This window comes from Streptacidiphilus sp. P02-A3a, from assembly GCF_014084105.1.
GTDB lineage: Bacteria > Actinomycetota > Actinomycetes > Streptomycetales > Streptomycetaceae > Streptacidiphilus.
Genome location: NZ_CP048289.1, coordinates 6566568 through 6585740 on the forward strand (window position 1 = coordinate 6566568; position 19173 = coordinate 6585740).

The following is a 19173-nucleotide window of genomic DNA, read 5'->3' on the forward strand; positions in this document are numbered from 1 at the left end:
CCTGTGCCCGGACCCGTTCTGCCTGCGCGTCCTCCATGCTCACATCCAGCAAGCACGTGTCAGGCTCCGTCACGCCCACAACTTCGGTGAAGGTTTGATGACCACCACACGATTGCAGGCCCTCGCCCGAGAGGACCTGCCACTGCACGCACTCGCCGAACGGCTGCTGTTACTCGCCGAGAACGGCTTACCGGCGATGTACCGGCCGGAGGCGGACACCTTCGCCTTCACCATGGCCGGGTCGCCCGCCGCCGACGGCTCCTGGCAGTTGGAGCGGCGCGGGACCAGCACCCGCTACGCGGCCATCACCGCGCTGGGGGCCAGGTTCCTGCCGGAGGAACGGCAGCGGGCCGTCCTCGGCGGGCACACCGCCGAGGAGTTCACCGGCCTGCTGGTACAGCGCTTACCGGAGGTGCGGAACCTCGGTGACGCGGCGCTGATCACCTGGAGCGCCGCCGAGACCGCCCACCCCGAGCTCTCCGACGCGCTGGCGCGACTGGCCGTACTGGAGCGGGCCGACGGCCCCCGGTACACGGTCGAGGCAGCCTGGGTGCTGTCCGCCCTCGCCGCCGCCCACACCGCCACCGACGGCGCCCCGGACCTGCGGAAACGCCTGACCGCCGCCAGGGAGCCGCTGCTGCGCTCCCGGATCGGCGACTCCCCGCTCTTCCCGCACGCCACCGGGCCGGGCCTGGTGCCCTGGTACCGGTCGCACGTGAGCTGCTTCGCCGACCAGACCTACCCGATCCAGGCGCTGGCCCGCGCCCACGCCGCCACCGCCGCCGGGGGCGGCGACGGCGACCCGGAGGCGCTGGCCGCGGCCGACGCCTGCGCGGCGCGGATCTGCGAGCTGCAGGGCGACGGCGGGCAGTGGTGGTGGCACTACGACGCGCGCCGGGGCACGGTGGTCGAGGGCTACCCGGTCTACAGCGTGCACCAGCACGCGATGGCGCCGACCGCGCTGTTCGACCTCACCGACGCCGGCGGCGCCGACTTCGGCGCGGCGATCCGGCGCGGACTGCGCTGGATGACCGAGGTGCCGGAGCTCGCGGCGGCCGACGCGGCCGAGCCGATGGTGCTGGACGGGCTCGGGGTCACCTGGCGCAAGGTCTACCGCGGCGATCCCCGCAAGGCCGTGCGCGGCGCCCGGGGACTGGCCACCCGCGCGGTCCCCGGCCTGCGGATCGCGACCCTGGACCGGGTCTTCACCCCGGCCTCGGTGGACCGGGAGTGCCGCCCCTACGAGTTCGGCTGGCTGCTGCACGCCTGGCTCGGGGGGACGCGCGGATGACCCGGCAGACCCTGTTCGGTTTCGAACTCGACGCGTTGACCATGGACCAGACCGTGGACCGCTGCCTCACCGCGGTACGCGAGGGCGAGCAGCTGGAGATCGGGGTGGTGAACGCCGCCAAGCTGGTCAACATGCGGCGCGACCCGCGGCTGGCCGGGGCCGTGTCGGGCTGCGACCTGGTGCTCGCCGACGGGCAGGCCGTGGTCTGGGCCGCTAGGCTGCTGCGCGCCCCGCTGCCGGAGCGGGTGGCCGGTATCGACCTGTTCCTGCGGCTGCTGGCGGCGGCCGAGAAGTCCGGGCTCTCGGTCTACCTGCTGGGCGCCCGGCAACCGGTGCTGGACCTGATGCTCCAACAGATCTCCTCACGCTTCCCGGAGTTGAAGGTGGCCGGGAGCCGCAACGGCTACTTCGAGGACGCCGAGCAGGGCGCGGTCGCCGACGCGATCGCCGACAGCGGCGCGCAGTTGCTGTTCCTCGGGATGACCTCGCCCAAGAAGGAGCTGTTCACCGCGGGATACGGGCCGCGCAGCGGCGTGCGGGTGGTGCACGGCGTCGGCGGTTCCTTCGACATCCTGGCCGGGGTCACCCGCAGGGCCCCGGAGGTGTGGCAGCGGCTGGGCGCGGAGTGGCTCTACCGCGCGCTCCAGGAGCCGCGCCGCCTGGGGCGGCGCTACCTCACCACCAACACCCGCTTCCTGCTGATGACCGTCAGGGAGCTGGTCCGCCCCACCCCGTTGTACTCGGCGAACCGGAGGAGCCACTGATGCGCGTCGTCATCGTCGGGCAGGGCTATGTGGGACTGCCGCTGGCAATCCGGGCCGCCGAGGTCGGGCACGAGGTGATCGGCTACGACGTCAACACCCGCCGGGTGAAGAGCCTGGCCGGCGGCGAGTCCTACGTGGAGGACGTCTCGGCCGAGCGGATCCGGGCCGCGCTGGCCGCTGGCAGCTACCGGCCGACCGACCAGGCCCGGGACTGCGGCGGCTTCGACATCGCCGTGGTCACCGTGCCGACCCCGCTGCGCGAGGGCGTGCCGGACCTCAGCTACATCGAGGAGTCGGCCCGCACCCTGGCCCGCTACCTGCGGCCGGGGGCGACCGTGGTGCTGGAGTCGACCACCTACCCGGGGACCACCCAGGAGCTGTTCGGACCGCTGCTGGAGACCGGCTCGGGGCTGGCCGCCGGAACCGACTTCCACCTCGGCTACAGCCCGGAGCGGATCGACCCGGGCAACACCGTCTGGGGGTTCCAGCAGACGCCCAAGGTCGTCTCCGGGGTGAACCCGGCCTCGCTGGCCGCCGTGCGCGGCTTCTACGACGGACTGGTCGACACCACCGTCCCGGTGGACTCGCCGATGGAGGCGGAGCTGGCCAAGCTGCTGGAGAACACCTTCCGGCACGTCAACATCGCACTGGTGAACGAGGTCGCGATGTTCGCCCGGCACCTGGGCATCGACGTCTGGCAGGCCATCGACGCCGCCTCCAGCAAGCCCTTCGGCTTCATGCGGTTCACCCCCGGGCCCGGCGTCGGCGGCCACTGCCTGCCGATCGACCCCTCCTACCTGTCCTGGCGGGTACAGCGCGAGCTGGGCCAGAACTTCCGCTTCGTCGAGCTGGCCAACGACATCAACAACCACATGCCGGAGTACGTGACCCGGCGCCTGGTCGACGCGTTCAACGTCCGGCGGCGCTCGGTCAACGGCTCGCGGGTGCTGCTGCTCGGCCTGGCCTACAAGAAGGACACCGGCGACGCCCGGGAGTCGCCCGCGCTGCGCGTCGCCCAACTGCTGCTGGACATGGGCGCCGAGGTCCGCGCGGTGGACCCGCACGTGGTCGAGGACATGGCGGTGGACGCCCGGCTGGTACGGGTCGAGGCCTGCCCCGAGGAGCTGGCGGCGGCGGACGCGGTGGTGCTGCTCACCGACCACGACTCCTTCGACTACGACAGCGTGCTGGAGCACGCCCGGTACGTGCTGGACTGCCGACGGCGGCTGTCCGGGCCCACGGTGGAGGTGCTCTGAGCATGCCGGGGAGCCAGCTGCGGATCGTCTGCGTCGCCGGGGCGCGGCCCAACTACATGAAGGTCAAACCGGTGATGGACGCCCTGGAGGCCCGGGGCGCCGAGGTGGTGCTGGTCCACACCGGGCAGCACTACGACGAGTCCATGAACGAGGTCTTCTTCCGCGACCTGGGCATCCGGCCCCCGGACCACTTCCTCGGGGTCGGCTCCGGCAGCCACGCCGAGCAGACCGGGCGGGTGATGGCGGCCTTCGAGCCGCTGCTCGGCCAGGTCTCCCCGGACGCGGTGGTCGTCGTCGGCGACATCAACTCCACCCTGGCCTGCGCGCTGGTCACGGCGAAGGCCGGGCCGCTGCTGGCCCATGTGGAGGCGGGGCTGCGCAGCCGGGACTGGGCCATGCCGGAGGAGGTCAACCGGGTCGCCACCGACCGGGTCAGCGACTACCTGCTGGCGTCGTCCCCGGACGCCGCCGAGAACCTGCGCGCCGAGGGCTACCGGGACGACCAGGTGCACCTGGTCGGCAACGTCATGATCGACACGCTGTTCGCCAACCTGGAGCGGGCCAGGGGGTCCGACGTGCTGGACCGGTACGGGCTGGCCAGGGGCGGCTACGGGCTGGTCACCCTGCACCGGCCGGCCAATGTGGACGACCCCGGGGTGCTCACCGGGCTGCTGAAGGCCCTGGGCGAGATCGCCGGGCACTGCCCGCTGCTGCTGCCGGTGCACCCGCGCGCGGCCGGGCGGCTGGCCGAACTCGGCGTCCCCGGCGGTCTCCGGCTGGTCCCCCCGGCCGGCTACCTGGACTTCATCGCGTTACAGGACGCCGCCCGGATCGTGCTCACCGACTCGGGCGGCGTGCAGGAGGAGACCACGGCGCTGGGTGTGCCGTGCGTGACCCTGCGGGACAACACCGAGCGCCCGATCACCGTCGAGCAGGGCACCAACGTGCTCGCCGGGCGCGCCCCGGAACGGATCGTGGCCGCCGTCACCCGGGTGCTGGCCGACCCGCCCGAACCGCGCCGCCCACCGCTGTGGGACGGGCACGCGGGCGACCGGATCGCCGAGGTGCTGCTCTCCGGCGGCACCGCGGGCGACCGGCGCAGACCCACCGACCTGCCGCCGGGCTCCCGTTGAGCCCTGCGGTGCCAGCTCGACACCCCGGCCGGACCCGGCCGGATCCACAACGCGGACCTCGAAGGGGAGGGCCATGGATCTCGCGGAGATCTCTCGGGTCGTGCGCAGGCGGTGGCGCGTACTGCTGTCCGGACTGCTGGTCACCGGACTGCTGGCGGCCGGCGTCTTCTTCGCGGACCCCACCAAGTACCAGTCGCAGAGCACGGTGGAGCTGCTGAACTCGCAGAAGGCCACGGTCGCCTTCGACGGCAACCCGTTCCTCAGCACCCAGGTCGCGCTGACCGGCATGGTCGACAGCCTCTCGCGCAACCTCGACTCCGACGCGTCCCAGACCGAGCTCGCGGCCCTCGGCGTCACCGGCACGCCCAGCGCGATGATCGCCAACAACGCGCTGGCGCCGCTGATGTGGCTGACGGTCACCGGGACCAACGCCGCCCAGGTGCTCAGGTCGGACCAGATCCTGACCTCCTACGCGCGGCAGCGGCTCCAGCAGCTCCAGGCGCAGCAGTCGGTGGACGCCGGCGCGATGATCCGGATGATGACCATCGTCGCCCCGCAGAAGGCCGCGGCGCAGACCAAGACCAAGATCGAGTACCTGGTGCTGGTCGCGCTGCTGGGGCTGGTGGTCAGCCTGGCCGGGTGCTTCTACGCCGAGGCCCGCAGTCGGCCGCTGCGGCACCCGCGGACCATGGAGGTCGAGAACTCGGGGGCGGACCCGGAACCCGGGCCGACCCCCGCCCGGGAACCGGAACCGGAGCGGGGACAGGAACAGGAGCCGCGACCGGAGCCGGACCTCGCGGACGACACCATCCAGTTCTCGGTGCTGTGACCGTCGCGTCCTCGCTGGAGCCAGGGGCGGAGGAGGAGCCCGCGCCCGGGCAGGTACCGGCCTCCTTCGGCAGCAAGGTCCGCTCCGCCGCCCGCTGGAGCCTGGTCAACACCGTGGTCATGCGGCTGGGGAACTTCGCCACCGGCATCGTGCTGGCCCGCTACGTGCTGGGCCCGGCGGCCTGGGGGGTCTACGGGATCGCCCAGACCGTGCTGCTGGTGCTGCTCTCGGCGAACGAGCTCGGCGTCGGGCTGGCGATCATCCGCTGGGAGGGCGACCCCCGGCGGTTCGCCCCGACGGTGCTGTCGCTCAGCACGATCTCCAGCACCCTGCTGTACGCGGCCCTGTTCGCGGTCGCTCCCGGGGTGGCCGGGCTGCTCGGCTCCCCCAGCGCCGCGGGCGTGCTGCGGGTGATGTGCCTGTGCGTGATCCTCGACGGTCTGTCCCAGGTCCCGGCCGGGATCCTCACCCGGGAGTTCGCCCAGGGCAGGCGGATGGTCATCGACGCGCTCAACTTCGTGCTGAGCACGGCGGTGACCCTCGTCCTCGCCTTCCAGGGCTGGGGGGCGATGAGCTTCGCCTGGGGCTCGGTGGTCGGCAACGTGGCCGCGCTGATCGGCTGCTGCCTGGCCGCTCCGGGGATGCTGCGGTTCGGCTGGGACCGCGCGCAGGTGCGGGAGCTGCTGCGGTTCGGGCTGCCGCTGGCCGGAGCGAGCCTGCTGGCGCTGGCGGTGGTCAACGTGGACACCATGATCGTCGGCGCCACCCTGGGCAATGTGGCCCTGGGCTTCTACGTACTGGCGTTCAACATGTCCGGCTGGCCGGTGCGGATCATCTCGGAGGCCGCGCGCCGGGTCTCCTTCGCCGGTTTCTCCCGGTTGGCGGGCTCCCCGCAGGCGCTCGCCGCGGGCTTCAGCCGGGCCCTGGGCGTGGTGGTGACCGGTACCGTCCCGCTGTGCGTGCTGCTGGCCGGGTTCGCCGGGCCGGTCGTCCAGCTGGTCTACGGCACCCAGTGGGCGCCCGCCGCGCGGGCGCTGCCCTGGCTGATGGCGCTCGGACTGGTGCGGATCGGCTGCGAGCTGTCCTACGACTGCCTGGTCGCGGTGGGCCAGCGCCGACTGCTGATCACCGCGCAGGGCCTGTGGCTGGCCGCGCTGATCCCGGTGCTGATCTTCGCCGCGCACGCCAACGGGATCGTCGGGGTGTCGCAGGGCCATGTGCTGGTCGCGGCCGGGATCGTGGTGCCGGTCTTCCTGTTCGCCCTGCACCGGGGCGGGGTGAGCGGCTCCGCGGTCGCCCGCGCCTGCTGGTGGCCGCTGGTCGGCGGCGCGGTGATGGCGGGCGGGATCGCGGGCCTGCACCGGCTGCTGGGCGAGGGCAGGCCCGCGCTGCTGGCGACCGGGGTGCTGGTGACGGCCGCCTACGCCGGATGCGTGCTGCCCAGCCGGGGCTTCCTGCTGGGGCGCGGGACGGAGCAGGCGGCGGGATGAGGGGCTGGAGCGGCTGGTCCCCGGCCGGGCGGGTGCTGTTCGCCGGGTTCGCCCTGGCCCTGGCGCTGACGGTGCTGGTGGGCTCCTGCTCCGGCGCGCGCGAGCGGGACGCGGCGCTGTGCCCGGGCGCCCCGGCGGGCTCCTGCGCGCCTTCCGCGCCCGGCACCCCGGGCACCGGCGGCGGCCCGGCCGTCCCCGGCCGCAGCGGGCCCGCGTCGGCGTCGGGGTCCGCGTCGGGGTCGGCGTCGGCGCCCGCGTTGAGGTCGGTGCCCGCGTCGCGGCCGCCGTCCGGCCCCGGCTCCGCCGCCGGGCCCGCGCCGCGGCCGAAGGACTGCCCCTCCCCCGGCGCCTGCGGCTTCCCCGACGCCGCCAGCACCGGCCCCCGGATCCCGCTCACCCCCCACCGCACCGGGGCGCTGGAGGTGACCCGCGACGGCGAGACCATCAGCGGCTGGGACATCACCGGTTCGCTGGACGTCTACGCCGACGACGTCACCGTGGTCGACAGCCGGATCACCTCGACCAACTGGTGGGGGGTCAACCTCCGCCCCGGCTACCACGGCCTGCGGATCCTGCACAGCACCATCACCGCCGTCCCCGGGCAGGGGCCCGACAACGGCGGCGAGGACTACGCGGTCTCCAACATGGGCGACAGCTCGATCGAGGTCGGCTGGAGCGACATCTCGGTGTTCGGCAACGCGCTGTCCATGGGGCAGGGCTACCTGCACGACGACTACGTGCACGACCTCGCCGCCTTCCACAACGCCAGCGGCGGCTGGCAGCACCTGGACGCGGTGATCAGCGACGGCGGCGGCAGCGGCGGCCTGACCGTCCGCCACAACACGCTGCTGGACTCGGCCCCCGCCGACCAGGGCGCGTCCGCGAGCGTCGGCCTGTACGCCGACACCGGCGTGGTCAGCAACGCCGCGATCGAGGACAACTGGCTGGCCGGCGGCGCCTACGCGCTCTACGGCGGCGGCGCCGGGGCGACCGGCATCACGGTCACCGGCAACGTCTTCTCCACCCAGTACCACCCCGCCTGCGGGGTCTACGGCACGGTGGCCGCCTGGAACGCGGGCGGCGCCGGGAACGTGTGGAGCGACAACGAGCTGTCCGACGGCACCCCGGTCACCCCCGGTCCCCCGTCCTGAAGCACTCCTGAAGCACTCCCGAAGCACTCCTGAAGCCGCCCACTCCCGAAGCTGTCCACGAGGAGCACGTGATGCCGCGCCAGACCCTGAGACTCCCCTGGGAGCTGCTGAAGCGGAGGTTCGGCTGGCTGGTCCTCTACGAGGCCAGGAACAAGGTGCTGCTGGCGCCGTCCGCGCTGCGGCTGCGCCGCTTCGAGGACGCCGAGGTGCTCCGGCTCTCGGCGGCGTTCCCGCTCGGGCCGCCGACCGCGCTGGTGGCCACGGTCATCGCCACCCACCGGCGGCCCGAGGCGCTGCTCGCGGCGGTGCGCTCGGCGCTGGCGCAGACCGTGCGGGACCAGGTGGTCATCGTCGTCGACGACGGCGCGGGGCTGCCGGACCCGTCCGAACTGCCGGACGACCCGCGGCTGTTCGCCGTCTCGCTGGCCCGCAACAGCGGAACCGCCGGAGTTGTCCGCAATGTCGGCATCAGGCTCACCAGCTCCCCGTACCTGGCCTTCCTCGACGACGACAACCTCTGGGAACCGGAGCACCTGGGCGTGGCGCTGGCCGCCCTGGCCGCCCCCGGGGCCGACGCGCCCGACGGCGTCTACACGGCGCTGCGCCGGATGCTGCCCGACGGCAGCGAGCATGACGTCCTCTCGGTGCCCTTCGACCGCCGCCGCGCCGCGCATCAGTCCTTCCTGGACACCAACGCCTTCGTCGCCCGCCGCACCCCGGCGCTGCACTTCAGCCGACTGCGGCGGACGCCCGAGGTGATGCCCCGTGAGGACTGGGAGCTGATCCGCCGCTACAGCCGCCGCCACCAGGTACGACATCTGCCCGAGCCCACGGTGCGCTACCTGGTGAACCCCGGCAGCTACTACACCGCTTGGGACCAGCGGGGCTGAAGTTACACTTGAGGTGCTGCGGCCAAGACCTCAACTCCGCTGCCCGGACAGAAAAGGGATTCCAGGTGCGCGCGCAAGACTCCGGCAAGGCTCCCAGTCAGACCGTCCAGCGACCGGCCCCGGAGCGTGCCCATGCGGTCGCGCCGACGGTGGCCGCGTTCAACGCGGGCGGCAGATCCCCCCAGTCGATCCTCGCCATGCAGCGCAGCGTCGGGAACGCGGCGGTCTCCCGCATGATCGAGGAGTCCCGCCACCAGCACGGAGCCGGATGCGGCCACGCCGGGGAGGGGCGCGAGCCCGCCGTGCAGCGGATGCCCAAGGAACTGCGCGACACCACCGCGCGGCGGCAGCAGGCGGCGGCCAACGCCCCCCGCTCGGCGCGGCTGGCCGCTCAGGCCGGTGGGGCCGGCACGCGGGTGCTGACGCCGCGACGCGACGTCGAGGGCCGGGAGCTCTGGCAGGGCGGCCGGAACCAACTCAACTTCCCCGACCACGTGCAGGAGGCGTTCTACGGCAGCCTGGCTTCGCAGGTCGACGCCAACAACGTGGCCACCTACTGCTGCGAGAGCTGTAGCGGTTGGGTGCCGCGCAAGCGCGACGCCGCCCGGGGCAGCAAGGACTTCGCCACCATCGACCACATGCGGGGCATCATCTCGCGGGTGAACGAGGAGCCGGTCGAGGAGGTGCGGGACGCCGAGGGCCACACCTTCGACGCCATGCTGCTGGCCGACGCCCAGGCCGCCGCCTGGGACCTGGGCAACCTCCGGATGCTGTGCTCGCGGTGCAACTCCAGTGACGGCAGCGTGAGCGAGAGCCGTACCAGCGACAGCGCCGGGCCGAAGCACCGTCGCGACTGCCCGGCCTGCGCCGCGGAGCGGGCCGGGAACGTCCAGCGGCTGGCGGCCTCGGCGCAGCCGTCCCACGCCTTCGCCGACGACACGGTGCAGCGGTCGGCGGTCCAGGGCGTGCTGGGCACCGCCGGGCAGCCGCTGGCGGCGGGGGTGCGGGCCGACATGGAGGCCCGGCTCGGCGCCGACTTCTCCGACGTCCGCGTCCACACCGACGCCGCCGCCCGCGCGTCGGCCGCCGAGGTCGGCGCGCACGCCTACACCTCCGGCAACCATGTGGTGATCGGCGACGGCGGCGGTGACCGGCACACCCTCGCCCACGAGTTGACGCACGTCATCCAGCAGCGCAGCGGCCCGGTGGCCGGTACGGACAACGGTTCCGGTCTGCGGATCAGTGATCCCTCCGACCGCTTCGAGCGGGAGGCGGAGGCCAACGCCCACCGCGCGCTGAGCGGTTCGGCGCCGGTCGCGCGGAGCGAGGGCGAGGCGGCGGTCCACGCTCCGGTCGCGGGTGCGGAGCCGGTGCAGCGGATGGAGGCGGCTCCGGCCGAGGTGCTGCCCCGGCCGCTGCCGGACCAGCTCCGGGACGCCTTCCGGGAGGCCGACGAACACACCCAGTTCGAGGGCGCGTACTGGGCCTTCATGGCCGCCTACATGGTCGACCACCCGGAGATCACCCAGGCCCGCGCCGGCAGCCCCAGGAGCATCCAGGGCGCCCAGACGATCTGGAACCAGGTGCGGGCCGAACGGGTGGCCGCGGCCAACGCCGCCCAGGAGGCGATCGCGCAGCGGCAGTTGGCCACCAGGGCGAACCACCGCGGTACCTGGGTGATGAACCCCGACACCGTCTACCTCAACGGCGCCCACCCCGCCGAGCTCAAGGACGCCACCCGCGAGCAGTTGGCGATGAACCACCTCCGTGCCAACGGCGTCGGCAGCAACCGCTTCGAGCCGAAGCTGAACGAGCGGTGCCACGTACACGGCCTGACGGACAGTCAGGGAGTGGCCTTCATCTACCTGCTGGAGCCCGACTTCCGGGTCCGGGCCTACGTCTACGACCTCGCGGCGGGCCGCCACAACGGCAACGAGTACGCCTGGACCGCGGGCGGGCGCGGCGGCTACACCAGCCAGGCCGCCATCCCGGCCCTGGCGGGCTCGCAGGAGCGGGCGAGCCGGCTGCCGCAGACCTAGCCGTTCCCCGTTGGCCGCTAGTCGGTCCGCATCCGCAGCAGCGCGGCGGCGGCCGCGCGGTTGGGGGCCCGGCCGAGTACCGCGCGGGAGGTCTCCCGGAGCAGCACCGCCGCGCGGAAGAGCGCGGTGGCGGCGGCGCCGTGGCGGCGGCGGTAGAGGCGGACCCGGTTGACCACCAGCAGCGTCCACAGCCGGGGCGAGACCTTGGAGTCGCCGCCCAGGTGGACGGCGGAGGCGTCGGGCTGGAGCCGGGTGGCGTAGCCGAGGTCGCGGGCGCGCAGGCAGTAGTCGGTCTCCTCGGAGTAGAGGAAGAAGGACTCGTCCCAGGGCCCGCAGTGGTCCAGGCAGTCCCTGGACAGGGCCATCAGCGCGCCGGTGGCCCAGTCCGCGCGGGTCTCGCGGGTGTAGGCGCCGGGGTCGGTGACCAGTTCGCCCAGGTGCGGGAAGCGGCCCGCGCGGCGGTTGCCGATCACCGCCTCGCCCAGGGCCCGGCCGACCGCCGGCTCCCGGCGCAGTGTGTGCACCAGCACGCCGTCGGCCTCGTGCAGCAGCGGGACGCTGATGCCGACCCTGGCGCCGTCCGGCAGCGCGGTGTCCAGCGCGGCCACCAGCGTGGCGGCGCAGCCGGGGCGGAGCCGGATGTCGGGGTTGCAGATCAGCGCGGCGCGGTAGCCGCCGTCGCGGTCGGCGGCGCCGAGGGCGGCGTTGATGCCCGCGGCGTAGCCGGCGTTGCGGCCGGTCTGCACCAGCACGGCCTCGGGGGCGAGGCGGCGCAGCAGGGCGACGGTGTCGTCGGCCGAGTCGTTGTCGGCGACCACCAGCCGCCAGTCGAGCCCGGCCATGCCCTCGGCCAGTGAGCCGAGGAATCCCGGGAGCACGTCGGCGCTGTTCCAGGTGACGGCGACGACCGCCACCGGTGCTGCGGTCCGGGGCTGCTGGGACGGCATCAGGTCTCCACGGGTTGGGGTATCGGGGTGCTGCTCGGGCGGGGAACGACGGGAACGACGGGAACGACGGGGACAGCGGTGGCCGTGGGGACAGCGGGTGTCCCGGCCGTGGCGGCGTCCTGGCGCAGGAAGGCCAGGTAGCGCCCGCCCGCGCCCAGGGTCAGGAAGAACATTCCGGCGAACATGGCGAAGCTCAGCGCGTCGAAGGTGGCGCTGATGACCAGGGCGACCAGGGCCGAGGCGAAGAACGCCTGGCCCAGCTCCCGGTCCGACTCGGTGCGGGCCAGCCTGCGGATCGCCCCGCCCTGGTGGATCCCGGTCAGGTAGAGCGTCAGCAGCGCGACCAGTCCGACCGCGCCCATCTCGGCGGCGGTGAGCATGTACTGGTTGTCGGTGAAGAAGTACAGGTCGGGGGTGAAGGTGCCGAAGCCCCGGCCGAACAGCGGCCGTTCGCTGAGGTAGGGGAGGATCTCGGAGTACTTGACGGTCCGGGCCTGGGTACTGCTGTCGGAGTCCGACAGGAAGGTGGAGAACAGGGTGATGATGGTGCCGATCAGCCCGGGGATGACCACCTTCATGGCGCCGACCCCGGCGGTGATCAGCCCGATCGCGGTCCAGCGCCGCTGCGGCCCCCAGCGGGTGACCATCACGATGCCGATCAGCGCCGCGCCGATGATCGAGGTCCGGGAGACGGTCAGCGGCAGCGCTCCGGCCATGATCACCACCGGTCCCCAGCGGCGGACCAGGTGCAGCTGGCGGCGGATCGGGTCCAGCGCCTGCTGGATGGCGAAGGGCAGCAGGATGGAGAGCATCCCTCCGAACTCCAGCGGCTGCGCGGTGGTCGACCGCGGCCGGGTGAACGAGCCCCGGTCCATGGCCTCGATCCCGGTGACACTGGCGTGCAGCCCCGGGATGTTGATCGAGTCGGCGATGTTGGTCTCGGTGAAGAAGTCGTAGTAGCCGAGCGCGGCCACGATCGTGGCCATCACGATCAGTCGGCGCATCAGCACGTCCAGCCGGGACCGGTCCTGGATCCCGGCCGAGGTGAGCACCACCAGCCCGACCCACACCAGCAGGCCGATCAGCCCCCGGTCGGCCCCCAGCACCTCCTCGTGCGAGCTGGACCGCAGCGAGTCCGCGACGTAGGAGCACAGCACCGCGCCGGTGAGCACGCACATCGCCAGCCGCGGCCCGCGGGTGCCGGGGGCCGGGACGATCCGGCCGCAGAACCAGGTCGCCAGGTACCAGATGAGCCCGCACAGGGCGAACACGTTGGCCGGGGTGCCGACGCCGCCGAGCGCGGGCAGCGCCAGGTCGGAGGGGATGAACAGGGCCAGCGCCAGGTAGCCGGTGAGCACCGCGGTGGCGTCCAGCGAACGGCCGAGCAGTCGGCCGGTCGCGCGTTTGACCGGCCAGGGGTTGATCCGCGCCCCGCCGAACGGCCGTCGGCGGCGGGCCAGCATCACGCTCTCGGTCAGGAAGGAGGACAGCAGCCCGCCGCCGAACCCGAGGATCACCATGCCCGCGACGTACTGGTCCTTGCTCTTGGACTGCCGTACCGGCGTCTGCGGCAGCACCACCGGCTCGGTAGTCACCCGGTACTGCTCGGGGACGCCCGAGGCCAGCTGGAGGGCCGCCAGCTGGGTTCCGGCGAAGGTGGTGAGGGTGCTGGTCTCGCGCAGCACCCGAGCCTGGTCGACCCCGGTGACGGTGAGCGTGAGCAGCGGTCCCGAGGCTCCGGACGCGAAGCCCGCCGTGTAAGGGTCGGTGACACCGAGCCCCTGCAGGTCCTGGACCGCGTCGCTGGAGTCCAGGGTGCGGATCAGCACGTCGGCGGTCACCACCAGGGCTCCACCGGCGTTGGAGATCGGGTTGCCGAAGGTGGGGGCCAGTTCGGCGACGGCGGTGGAGTCCAGCAGGGCGACCGAGCTCTGCGACTCGTAGGACGGCGGGACCTTGACGTAGAGGTAGGCCCCGGCCAGCAGGCCGAGCACGGTCAGCGGCGCCATCAGGTACCAGCGCCTGCGCAGCACCAACAGGATCTCACTGATACTCATATCGCCTCCCCCTGAACCGAGTTCATCATGATGCCAGCTGAAACGGTGGCAGCGGCCCGGGCGTCCTGAGAGGATCGGCGGTGACGGAAGGATGCCCCGTGTCGCCCGGTGATTTCCTGAATGTGCTGATCCGCCGCTGGTACGTGCTGGTCCTCGCGCTGCTGCTGACCGCGGGCGGTGTGTACCACGTGCTGCGGCCGACCCGGCTGTACCAGAGCACGGCGGTGGTCGTGCTGAAGCCCCCGGCGACCGGGACCCAGCCGAACCAGCTGGCGAACCTCCAGCCGACCCTCGCCACGGACTCGGTCGCGGTGCTGCAACAGATGGAGTCCCCGGCCGGGTCGGCCGAGTTGCGCGCCGCGGGGGTGCAGGGGAACTACTCGCTGTCCCCCAGGAACAGCGGCACCACCGCGACCCCCGCGTACCTGATCCCCTCGGTGCAGTTGCAGTCGGAGCTGCCGGACCCGGCGCGGGCCGACGCCGTGGTGCGGGAGCTGATCACCAGCTACGTCCAGCACGTGGCGGCGTTGCAGGACGCCCAGGACGTCCCCGCCGCCGCCCGGATGAGCGTGACCGTGCTGGTCCCGCCGAGCGCCGCCGAGATGTACGGCACCAAGAGCCGGGGACTGGTCGGGGTGACGCTGCTGGGCGCGGTCGGCGGGGTGCTGGGCGCCCTGTGGGCCGACCGCTGGGCGCTGCGGCGGCGGCGCCCAGGGACGGCGGCGGCCGGGCTGACCGCCTAGCTTCTGGAGCAGGCCACTGGGGCACACGCTAGATCCCCCGCCGCTTCCAGGACTGCCACCAGAACCACTCGCGTCCGCGCTCGGCCACGGCGGAGAGCACCAGCGGCTGTAGGTAGGGCATGGTCCCGGCGCCGATCCGCTGCCGCAGCCGCAGCGCCCGGTACTCGGGCAGCGCGGCGAAGCCGGGCAGGCACTCCTCGGCGAACGCGACCAGTTCGTCGACCGGGACGACCGCGGTGCGGCCCCGGTCGTAGGCGCGGTAGGCCCGGCGCAGCGCGAACCGCGCCAGCCGGATGTGCACCTGCGCCGACAGCCGGTCGGCCTGCGGCAGCAGGTCGGCGCACTTGTCGAGGACCGACTCGAAGGCGATCCGGCGCTGCCGCAGGTCGTCGAGCTGGCCGCCGAAGTCGGTGGTGGACATGTTGTCGCCGTGGACCCGGTAGTACGCCTGGTCCGCGCCGCGGACGTAGCCGACGTCGGCGCGGGCGGCCAGCCGCATCCACATCTCGATGTCGCCGGCGTGCGGGAGGTCCGGGTCGTAGCCGCCCACGGCCCGCTGCAGGCTGGTGCGGACCACCACCTCGGGCGAGGTGATGCACCCGGTCCCCTCGCGGAACCTGCGGTCGAGCCACCAGTGTCCGGGGTAGACCACGGAGCCGCTGCCGCGGGTGCGGGCCCGGGGCAGCGGGCCGCCGTGCTGGAACCGCAGCGGCCTGCCGTAGACGAAGCCCACCCCCGGGTTGGCGTCCAGTACCGCGGCGGCGCGGACCAGCGCCCCGGGGACCAGCCGGTCGTCGGCGGAGAGCAGGGCCACGTAGTCGCTGTCGGCCCACTCCAGCAGGCCCTCGTTGTAGGTGGCGATATGGCCCTGGTTCCGTTCGTGGACCCGGACCTCGATCCGGGGGTCGGCGGCGGCCAACTCGCGGGCCCGGTCGGCCGAGTCGTCGGGTGAGGCGTCGTCGATGATCAGTACCCGGACGTCCAGGCCCTCCTGTTCGTCCAGGATGCTGTGCACGCAGTCGGCCAGGAAGTGGCCGTACTTGTAGCAGGGGACAACGACGCTCAGGGTGCTCATCGGTGGGCGGCCAATCCCCGGGCGGCGCAGGGGAGGCGGCCGCTGACGCGCGGACCGCCTCCCCGGGCCTCACCGGTGGGTTCAGTCGTCGGTGTTGACCGACATGGCGGAGGTGGAGGTGGAGCTGGGCTTCGGGCTCGGCTGTGCCCCGGCCGGGGAGCTGCCCGAGGCGGTGGTGGCGGTGAAGACCGGCCCGACCCAGTAGTTCGCGGACCCGGAGGTCCCGGTCGGGAAGGACGAGGTGGTGCCGTAGGCGTAGACGCCGTTGGCGGTGCCGCTGCCGTCGGCGGTACCGGTCAGCGGGTACTGCTGGACCGGACCGGCGAAGAAGCCGCCGGAGTACGCGTAGTTGCCGTCGGGTGCGTGGTACGAGACCACGTAGGGGGTGTTGGCGGTGATCGCCACCGGGGTGGCGAAGGTCAGCGTCTGCCAGCCGGACGCCGTCTCCTTGGTGAAGGTGCCGCTGGCCAGCAGCGCGCCGCTGCCGCTCCACAGGCTGCCGGTGTGGGTGCCGGTGTTCCCGGTGCCCTTGTAGAAGGTGACCCCGGTGACCTGGCCGGCCACCGCCGACTCGAACCGGGTGCCGAGCTCCACCGAGTTGGCGTCACCGGACTCGTCCGGCACCGCGGGCGTCGCGGTCGACCCCCACAGGGTGCACGGGCAGGCCAGTGGCGGCGGTGTGGAGCTGGTGGTGAAGCTCCAGGTGCTGGGCGCGGTCATGGCGTTGCCCCACAGGTCGGAGGCCTGGACGGACGCGGTGTAGCGGGTGCCCAGCGCCAGGTTGGTGGCGGGGGTGAAGGTCACCGTGTCCCCCGCGCCCAGTACCGCCCCTCCCGGCACCTTGTTCCCCTGGGCGTCGGTGAGCGTGAAGGCCAGGGTGCTGGTGTCGATCTCCTCGCTGAAGGTGGCGGTGACCGGCGCGGCGATCGACGCCGCGGTCGCCGCGGCCGCCGGGGCGGTCCCGGTGACCGCGGGCGCGACGGTGCTGGCCGTGGACGTGGTGAGGACGGCGTCCACCCAGTAGTTGACGCCCGCGGTGCCCGTGCTCGGGAAGACACCTCCGGTGCCGTAGCTGTAGAGGCCGTTGCCGGCGGCGGTGCTGCTCTGCGGCGACGTCAGCGGCGCGGTACCGGCGCCGTTGTTCGAGAAGTACCCGGCGTCGTAGGAGTAGTGGCCGTCCGGGGCGTAGTAGGAGGCGATGTAGGTGGTGTTGGCCTTGACCGGCACCGGCGTGGCGAAGTCCAGTTGCTGCCAGCCGGAGGCGGTCTCGTTGGTGAAGGTGCCGGTGGCCAGGAGCTGGCCGGTGCTGGTCCACAGGCTGCCGGTGTGCGTGCCGACGTTGGTGGCCGCCTTGTAGAAGCGGATGCCGGTGACCGTACCGGGGACCGAGCTGCTGATCCTCACCCCGAGCGAGACCGGGTTGCCGTCGCCGCTGTCGACGGTCCCGGGCACCGACGAGGCCGGGAACACCGTGCACGGGCAGGCCTGCGGGCCGATGGTCAGCGGCACCGTGCTGACCGCGCCGACGTTGGCGCTGTCGTCCTCGGCGCGCACCTCGACGCTCACCGGACCGGGGGCCGTGGGCGTCCAGCTGTAGCTCCAGCTGCCCAGGCCGGTGGCGGGGTTCCAGCTGGTGCCGCCGTTGGTGGAGACCTCCACCCGGGCCACCACCGCGCCGGTCGAGGCGGTGGCGGTGCCGGTGATGGTGACCGGCTGCATGGCGGGGACGGTCGCCCCCGCCGTCGGGGTGCTCACGGTGACGGTCGGGCCGACGGTCACCGTGGTCTGCGTCGCGGCGACGAGGTCGCTCTGCAGGGTCAGCGGCTGGACACCCATGTCGGCGAGGATGTTCACCGTGGCCTGCTGCATGTCCGGGTCCACGGTCACCACCGCGTCACCGGGGTCGGCCGTGGGGACGTTGGCCAGGCCCCAGGACCACTGCACCGTGCCGGTGCCGAACACCAGGGCGTGCGAGGTGGGATCGCGGAACTCCACCAGGCTCTGGGTGGCGTCGCCGGTGCCGTAGGTGTTCCCGTAGTCGAGCCGGACGTACTGGCCGGTGGTGATGTCCACGGTGGTGGACGACAGGTCGATCTCCCCGCTGGGTCTGGTGCTGTCGTTGTAGTCGCTGTCCCACTCGTAGCCCAGGGTGCCCTCGGGGAAGGTGGCGGTCTGGGTCGGGGTGAGTTTGGCGATCGAGGTGTTGCGCCAGATCCGCAGGTCGGCGTAGGTCCCCGGAACGGTCATCGCGTCGTTCCGGTTGCCGTTCACCGAGAAGAGCGAACCGGTGAGGATGTTCTGCGGCTCGAAGGCCTGCCCGTACGCGGTACTGCCGGGGTCCAGGAAGGCCCCGGTCCAGCCGCCGCTGGGATCGGCCACCCCGTCCGGCGGCGACAGTTCCATCTTGGTCATCTTGTAGCAGACCAGGGTCCGATCAGCGGTGGCGGTGCCGTCGATGCTGTTGCCGAAACGGGTCTCCCAGGACACCTCGTTGCCGCTGAAGAAGGCCTCGTTGACGCCCGCCTTCCGGGCGTTGAGGACGTTGGTGAACTGGTTCTGGGTCCAGTACTCGTCGTGTCCCGAGGACATGAAGACCCTGTGGGTCAGCAGGTCCGCCGGGCGCGTGGAGACGTCCACCCCGGAGAGGTAGCTGACGTCGTAGCCGTTCTCCTCCAGCCAGTAGATCATCTCGAACTCGGAGCCGAAGATGCCGTTCGCTCCGCTGTCGTCGCCGATGTCCAGCGGCCGGTTGTAGCTGACCGCGTAGGCCCGCCCGTCCGGGGCGGGCCCGGCTCCCTGGTAGAGGTCCTGGCCGCCCCACATGTTGTAGGCCTGCCAGGTCTCGTCGTCGGTCTGCACCACGACGGCGGAGGTGCTGCTGTCGTTCCGGACCACGAACGGGTACGGCATCACGCCGTTGCCGTCGGTCTGGTCGAGCTCCGCGATGTACAGGCCGGAGACCGCGTCGCTGGGCACCGCCCAGGTGGCGGTGACCGGCCAGTTGCCGCAGTCCACCTCACCGGTGGCCGCGGCCGTGTCGCAGGCCAGGGCCTTTCCGTTGGCGTTCCCGTCGGTCACCCCGGGATCGAGCGGTGCTCCCGGCTGGCCGGTGGTGGTGAAGTTCGCCGGATAGGTGACCGCCGCCTGGGCCGCGGTCGACCATTCCCGGGCCCCGTCGCCGCCGTAGTAGCCGAGACGGTAGATCTCGACGTGGTACGGGATCGGCGACTGGACCTTGAGGCTGAGGGTGTCCCCGGCCTGGACGCTCTCCTGGGTGGAGAAGCCCTCGACGTTGCCGTAGGCGTTGCCGGAGAACCAGTCGGACATCGGCGTACCGGGCTGCGAGTTCTCGCAGACGATGGCGTTGCTGGCGGACCCGCACGGGTCACTCGCCGCCCGGGCCGATCCGGCCTCGGGCAGTATTGCCACCAGCAGGGTCGCCACCAAGGCGAACAGCCAGAACTTCAGCGTCCTTCCGCTCCTGCTTCTCTCCACGTGTCCCTCCCCT

The 19173-nt window shown here is 72.7% G+C and carries 14 protein-coding genes; 10 read left to right on the plus strand and 4 right to left on the minus strand.

The genetic code is table 11. From position 1 onward, the window contains the following. Positions 1-97: 97 nt before the first annotated feature. From GXP74_RS27920 to GXP74_RS41005, 9 genes are all read left to right on the plus strand, one after another. On the plus strand, positions 98-1291 hold the full coding sequence (locus GXP74_RS27920) for a hypothetical protein (protein WP_182454003.1): 1194 nt from the start codon (positions 98-100) through the stop codon (positions 1289-1291). Beyond that, positions 1288-2055: a WecB/TagA/CpsF family glycosyltransferase gene (locus GXP74_RS27925; protein ID WP_182454004.1), complete on the plus strand. Its 768-nt coding sequence runs from the start codon at positions 1288-1290 to the stop codon at positions 2053-2055. Before GXP74_RS27920 ends, GXP74_RS27925 begins: the two co-directional genes overlap by 4 nt. After that, complete coding sequence (locus GXP74_RS27930; RefSeq protein WP_182454005.1) at positions 2055-3311, plus strand: nucleotide sugar dehydrogenase; 1257 nt, start codon at positions 2055-2057, stop codon at positions 3309-3311. Before GXP74_RS27925 ends, GXP74_RS27930 begins: the two co-directional genes overlap by 1 nt. A gap of 2 nt (positions 3312-3313) precedes the next feature. Continuing rightward, entirely contained in the window at positions 3314-4444 is a 1131-nt protein-coding gene (gene wecB / locus GXP74_RS27935; protein WP_182454006.1) for a non-hydrolyzing UDP-N-acetylglucosamine 2-epimerase, read from the plus strand. 73 nt (positions 4445-4517) lie between these two features. Further along, complete coding sequence (locus GXP74_RS27940; RefSeq protein ID WP_225448245.1) at positions 4518-5273, plus strand: Wzz/FepE/Etk N-terminal domain-containing protein; 756 nt, start codon at positions 4518-4520, stop codon at positions 5271-5273. Next, the gene (locus tag GXP74_RS27945) at positions 5270-6763 is read left to right on the plus strand and encodes an oligosaccharide flippase family protein (RefSeq protein WP_225448246.1); all 1494 of its coding nucleotides are present in this window, start codon (positions 5270-5272) and stop codon (positions 6761-6763) included. The genes GXP74_RS27940 and GXP74_RS27945 overlap by 4 nt, the downstream gene beginning before the upstream one ends. After that, entirely contained in the window at positions 6760-7914 is a 1155-nt protein-coding gene (locus GXP74_RS27950; protein ID WP_182454007.1) for a hypothetical protein, read from the plus strand. The genes GXP74_RS27945 and GXP74_RS27950 overlap by 4 nt, the downstream gene beginning before the upstream one ends. Before the next feature lie 71 nt (positions 7915-7985). Continuing rightward, positions 7986-8804 carry a glycosyltransferase gene (locus tag GXP74_RS27955; protein WP_182454008.1) on the plus strand — a complete coding sequence of 273 codons (819 nt, stop codon included), beginning with the start codon at positions 7986-7988 and terminating at the stop codon, positions 8802-8804. A 65-nt stretch (positions 8805-8869) separates the two neighbouring features. After that, complete coding sequence (locus GXP74_RS41005; RefSeq protein WP_370468467.1) at positions 8870-10843, plus strand: DUF4157 domain-containing protein; 1974 nt, start codon at positions 8870-8872, stop codon at positions 10841-10843. Between the two features lie 17 nt (positions 10844-10860). Here GXP74_RS41005 and GXP74_RS27965 read toward each other — a convergent pair whose 3' ends face one another. Together GXP74_RS27965 and GXP74_RS27970 are read right to left on the minus strand one after the other, a co-directional pair. Next, positions 10861-11790, minus strand: coding sequence for a glycosyltransferase (locus GXP74_RS27965; RefSeq protein WP_182454009.1), 930 nt, complete (start codon positions 11788-11790; stop codon positions 10861-10863). Further along, complete coding sequence (locus tag GXP74_RS27970; RefSeq protein ID WP_182454010.1) at positions 11790-13847, minus strand: O-antigen ligase family protein; 2058 nt, start codon at positions 13845-13847, stop codon at positions 11790-11792. Before GXP74_RS27970 ends, GXP74_RS27965 begins: the two co-directional genes overlap by 1 nt. Positions 13848-13945: 98 nt before the next feature. Between GXP74_RS27970 and GXP74_RS27975 the strand changes: the two genes are divergently transcribed. Then, positions 13946-14590, plus strand: a complete 645-nt coding sequence (locus GXP74_RS27975) for a hypothetical protein (protein ID WP_182454011.1) — start codon at positions 13946-13948, stop codon at positions 14588-14590. Between the two features lie 28 nt (positions 14591-14618). Here GXP74_RS27975 and GXP74_RS27980 read toward each other — a convergent pair whose 3' ends face one another. Both GXP74_RS27980 and GXP74_RS27985 read right to left on the minus strand, forming a co-directional pair. Continuing rightward, positions 14619-15665, minus strand: coding sequence for a glycosyltransferase (locus GXP74_RS27980; RefSeq protein WP_182454012.1), 1047 nt, complete (start codon positions 15663-15665; stop codon positions 14619-14621). 81 nt (positions 15666-15746) lie between these two features. Continuing rightward, positions 15747-19160 carry a DUF4082 domain-containing protein gene (locus GXP74_RS27985; protein WP_225448247.1) on the minus strand — a complete coding sequence of 1138 codons (3414 nt, stop codon included), beginning with the start codon at positions 19158-19160 and terminating at the stop codon, positions 15747-15749. Between the last annotated feature and the right edge of the window lie 13 nt (positions 19161-19173).

What these genes read in the sequence shown, in the direction of transcription:
- GXP74_RS27920 (WP_182454003.1), top strand. Translation starts at nt 98, where the DNA reads ATGACCACCACACGATTGCAGGCCCTCGCCCGAGAGGACCTGCCACTG.
- GXP74_RS27925 (WP_182454004.1), top strand. Translation starts at nt 1,288, where the DNA reads ATGACCCGGCAGACCCTGTTCGGTTTCGAACTCGACGCGTTGACCATG.
- GXP74_RS27930 (WP_182454005.1), top strand. Translation starts at nt 2,055, where the DNA reads ATGCGCGTCGTCATCGTCGGGCAGGGCTATGTGGGACTGCCGCTGGCA.
- wecB (WP_182454006.1), top strand. Translation starts at nt 3,314, where the DNA reads ATGCCGGGGAGCCAGCTGCGGATCGTCTGCGTCGCCGGGGCGCGGCCC.
- GXP74_RS27940 (WP_225448245.1), top strand. Translation starts at nt 4,518, where the DNA reads ATGGATCTCGCGGAGATCTCTCGGGTCGTGCGCAGGCGGTGGCGCGTA.
- GXP74_RS27950 (WP_182454007.1), top strand. Translation starts at nt 6,760, where the DNA reads ATGAGGGGCTGGAGCGGCTGGTCCCCGGCCGGGCGGGTGCTGTTCGCC.
- GXP74_RS27955 (WP_182454008.1), top strand. Translation starts at nt 7,986, where the DNA reads ATGCCGCGCCAGACCCTGAGACTCCCCTGGGAGCTGCTGAAGCGGAGG.
- GXP74_RS27965 (WP_182454009.1), bottom strand. Translation starts at nt 11,790, where the DNA reads ATGCCGTCCCAGCAGCCCCGGACCGCAGCACCGGTGGCGGTCGTCGCC.
- GXP74_RS27970 (WP_182454010.1), bottom strand. Translation starts at nt 13,847, where the DNA reads ATGAGTATCAGTGAGATCCTGTTGGTGCTGCGCAGGCGCTGGTACCTG.
- GXP74_RS27980 (WP_182454012.1), bottom strand. Translation starts at nt 15,665, where the DNA reads ATGAGCACCCTGAGCGTCGTTGTCCCCTGCTACAAGTACGGCCACTTC.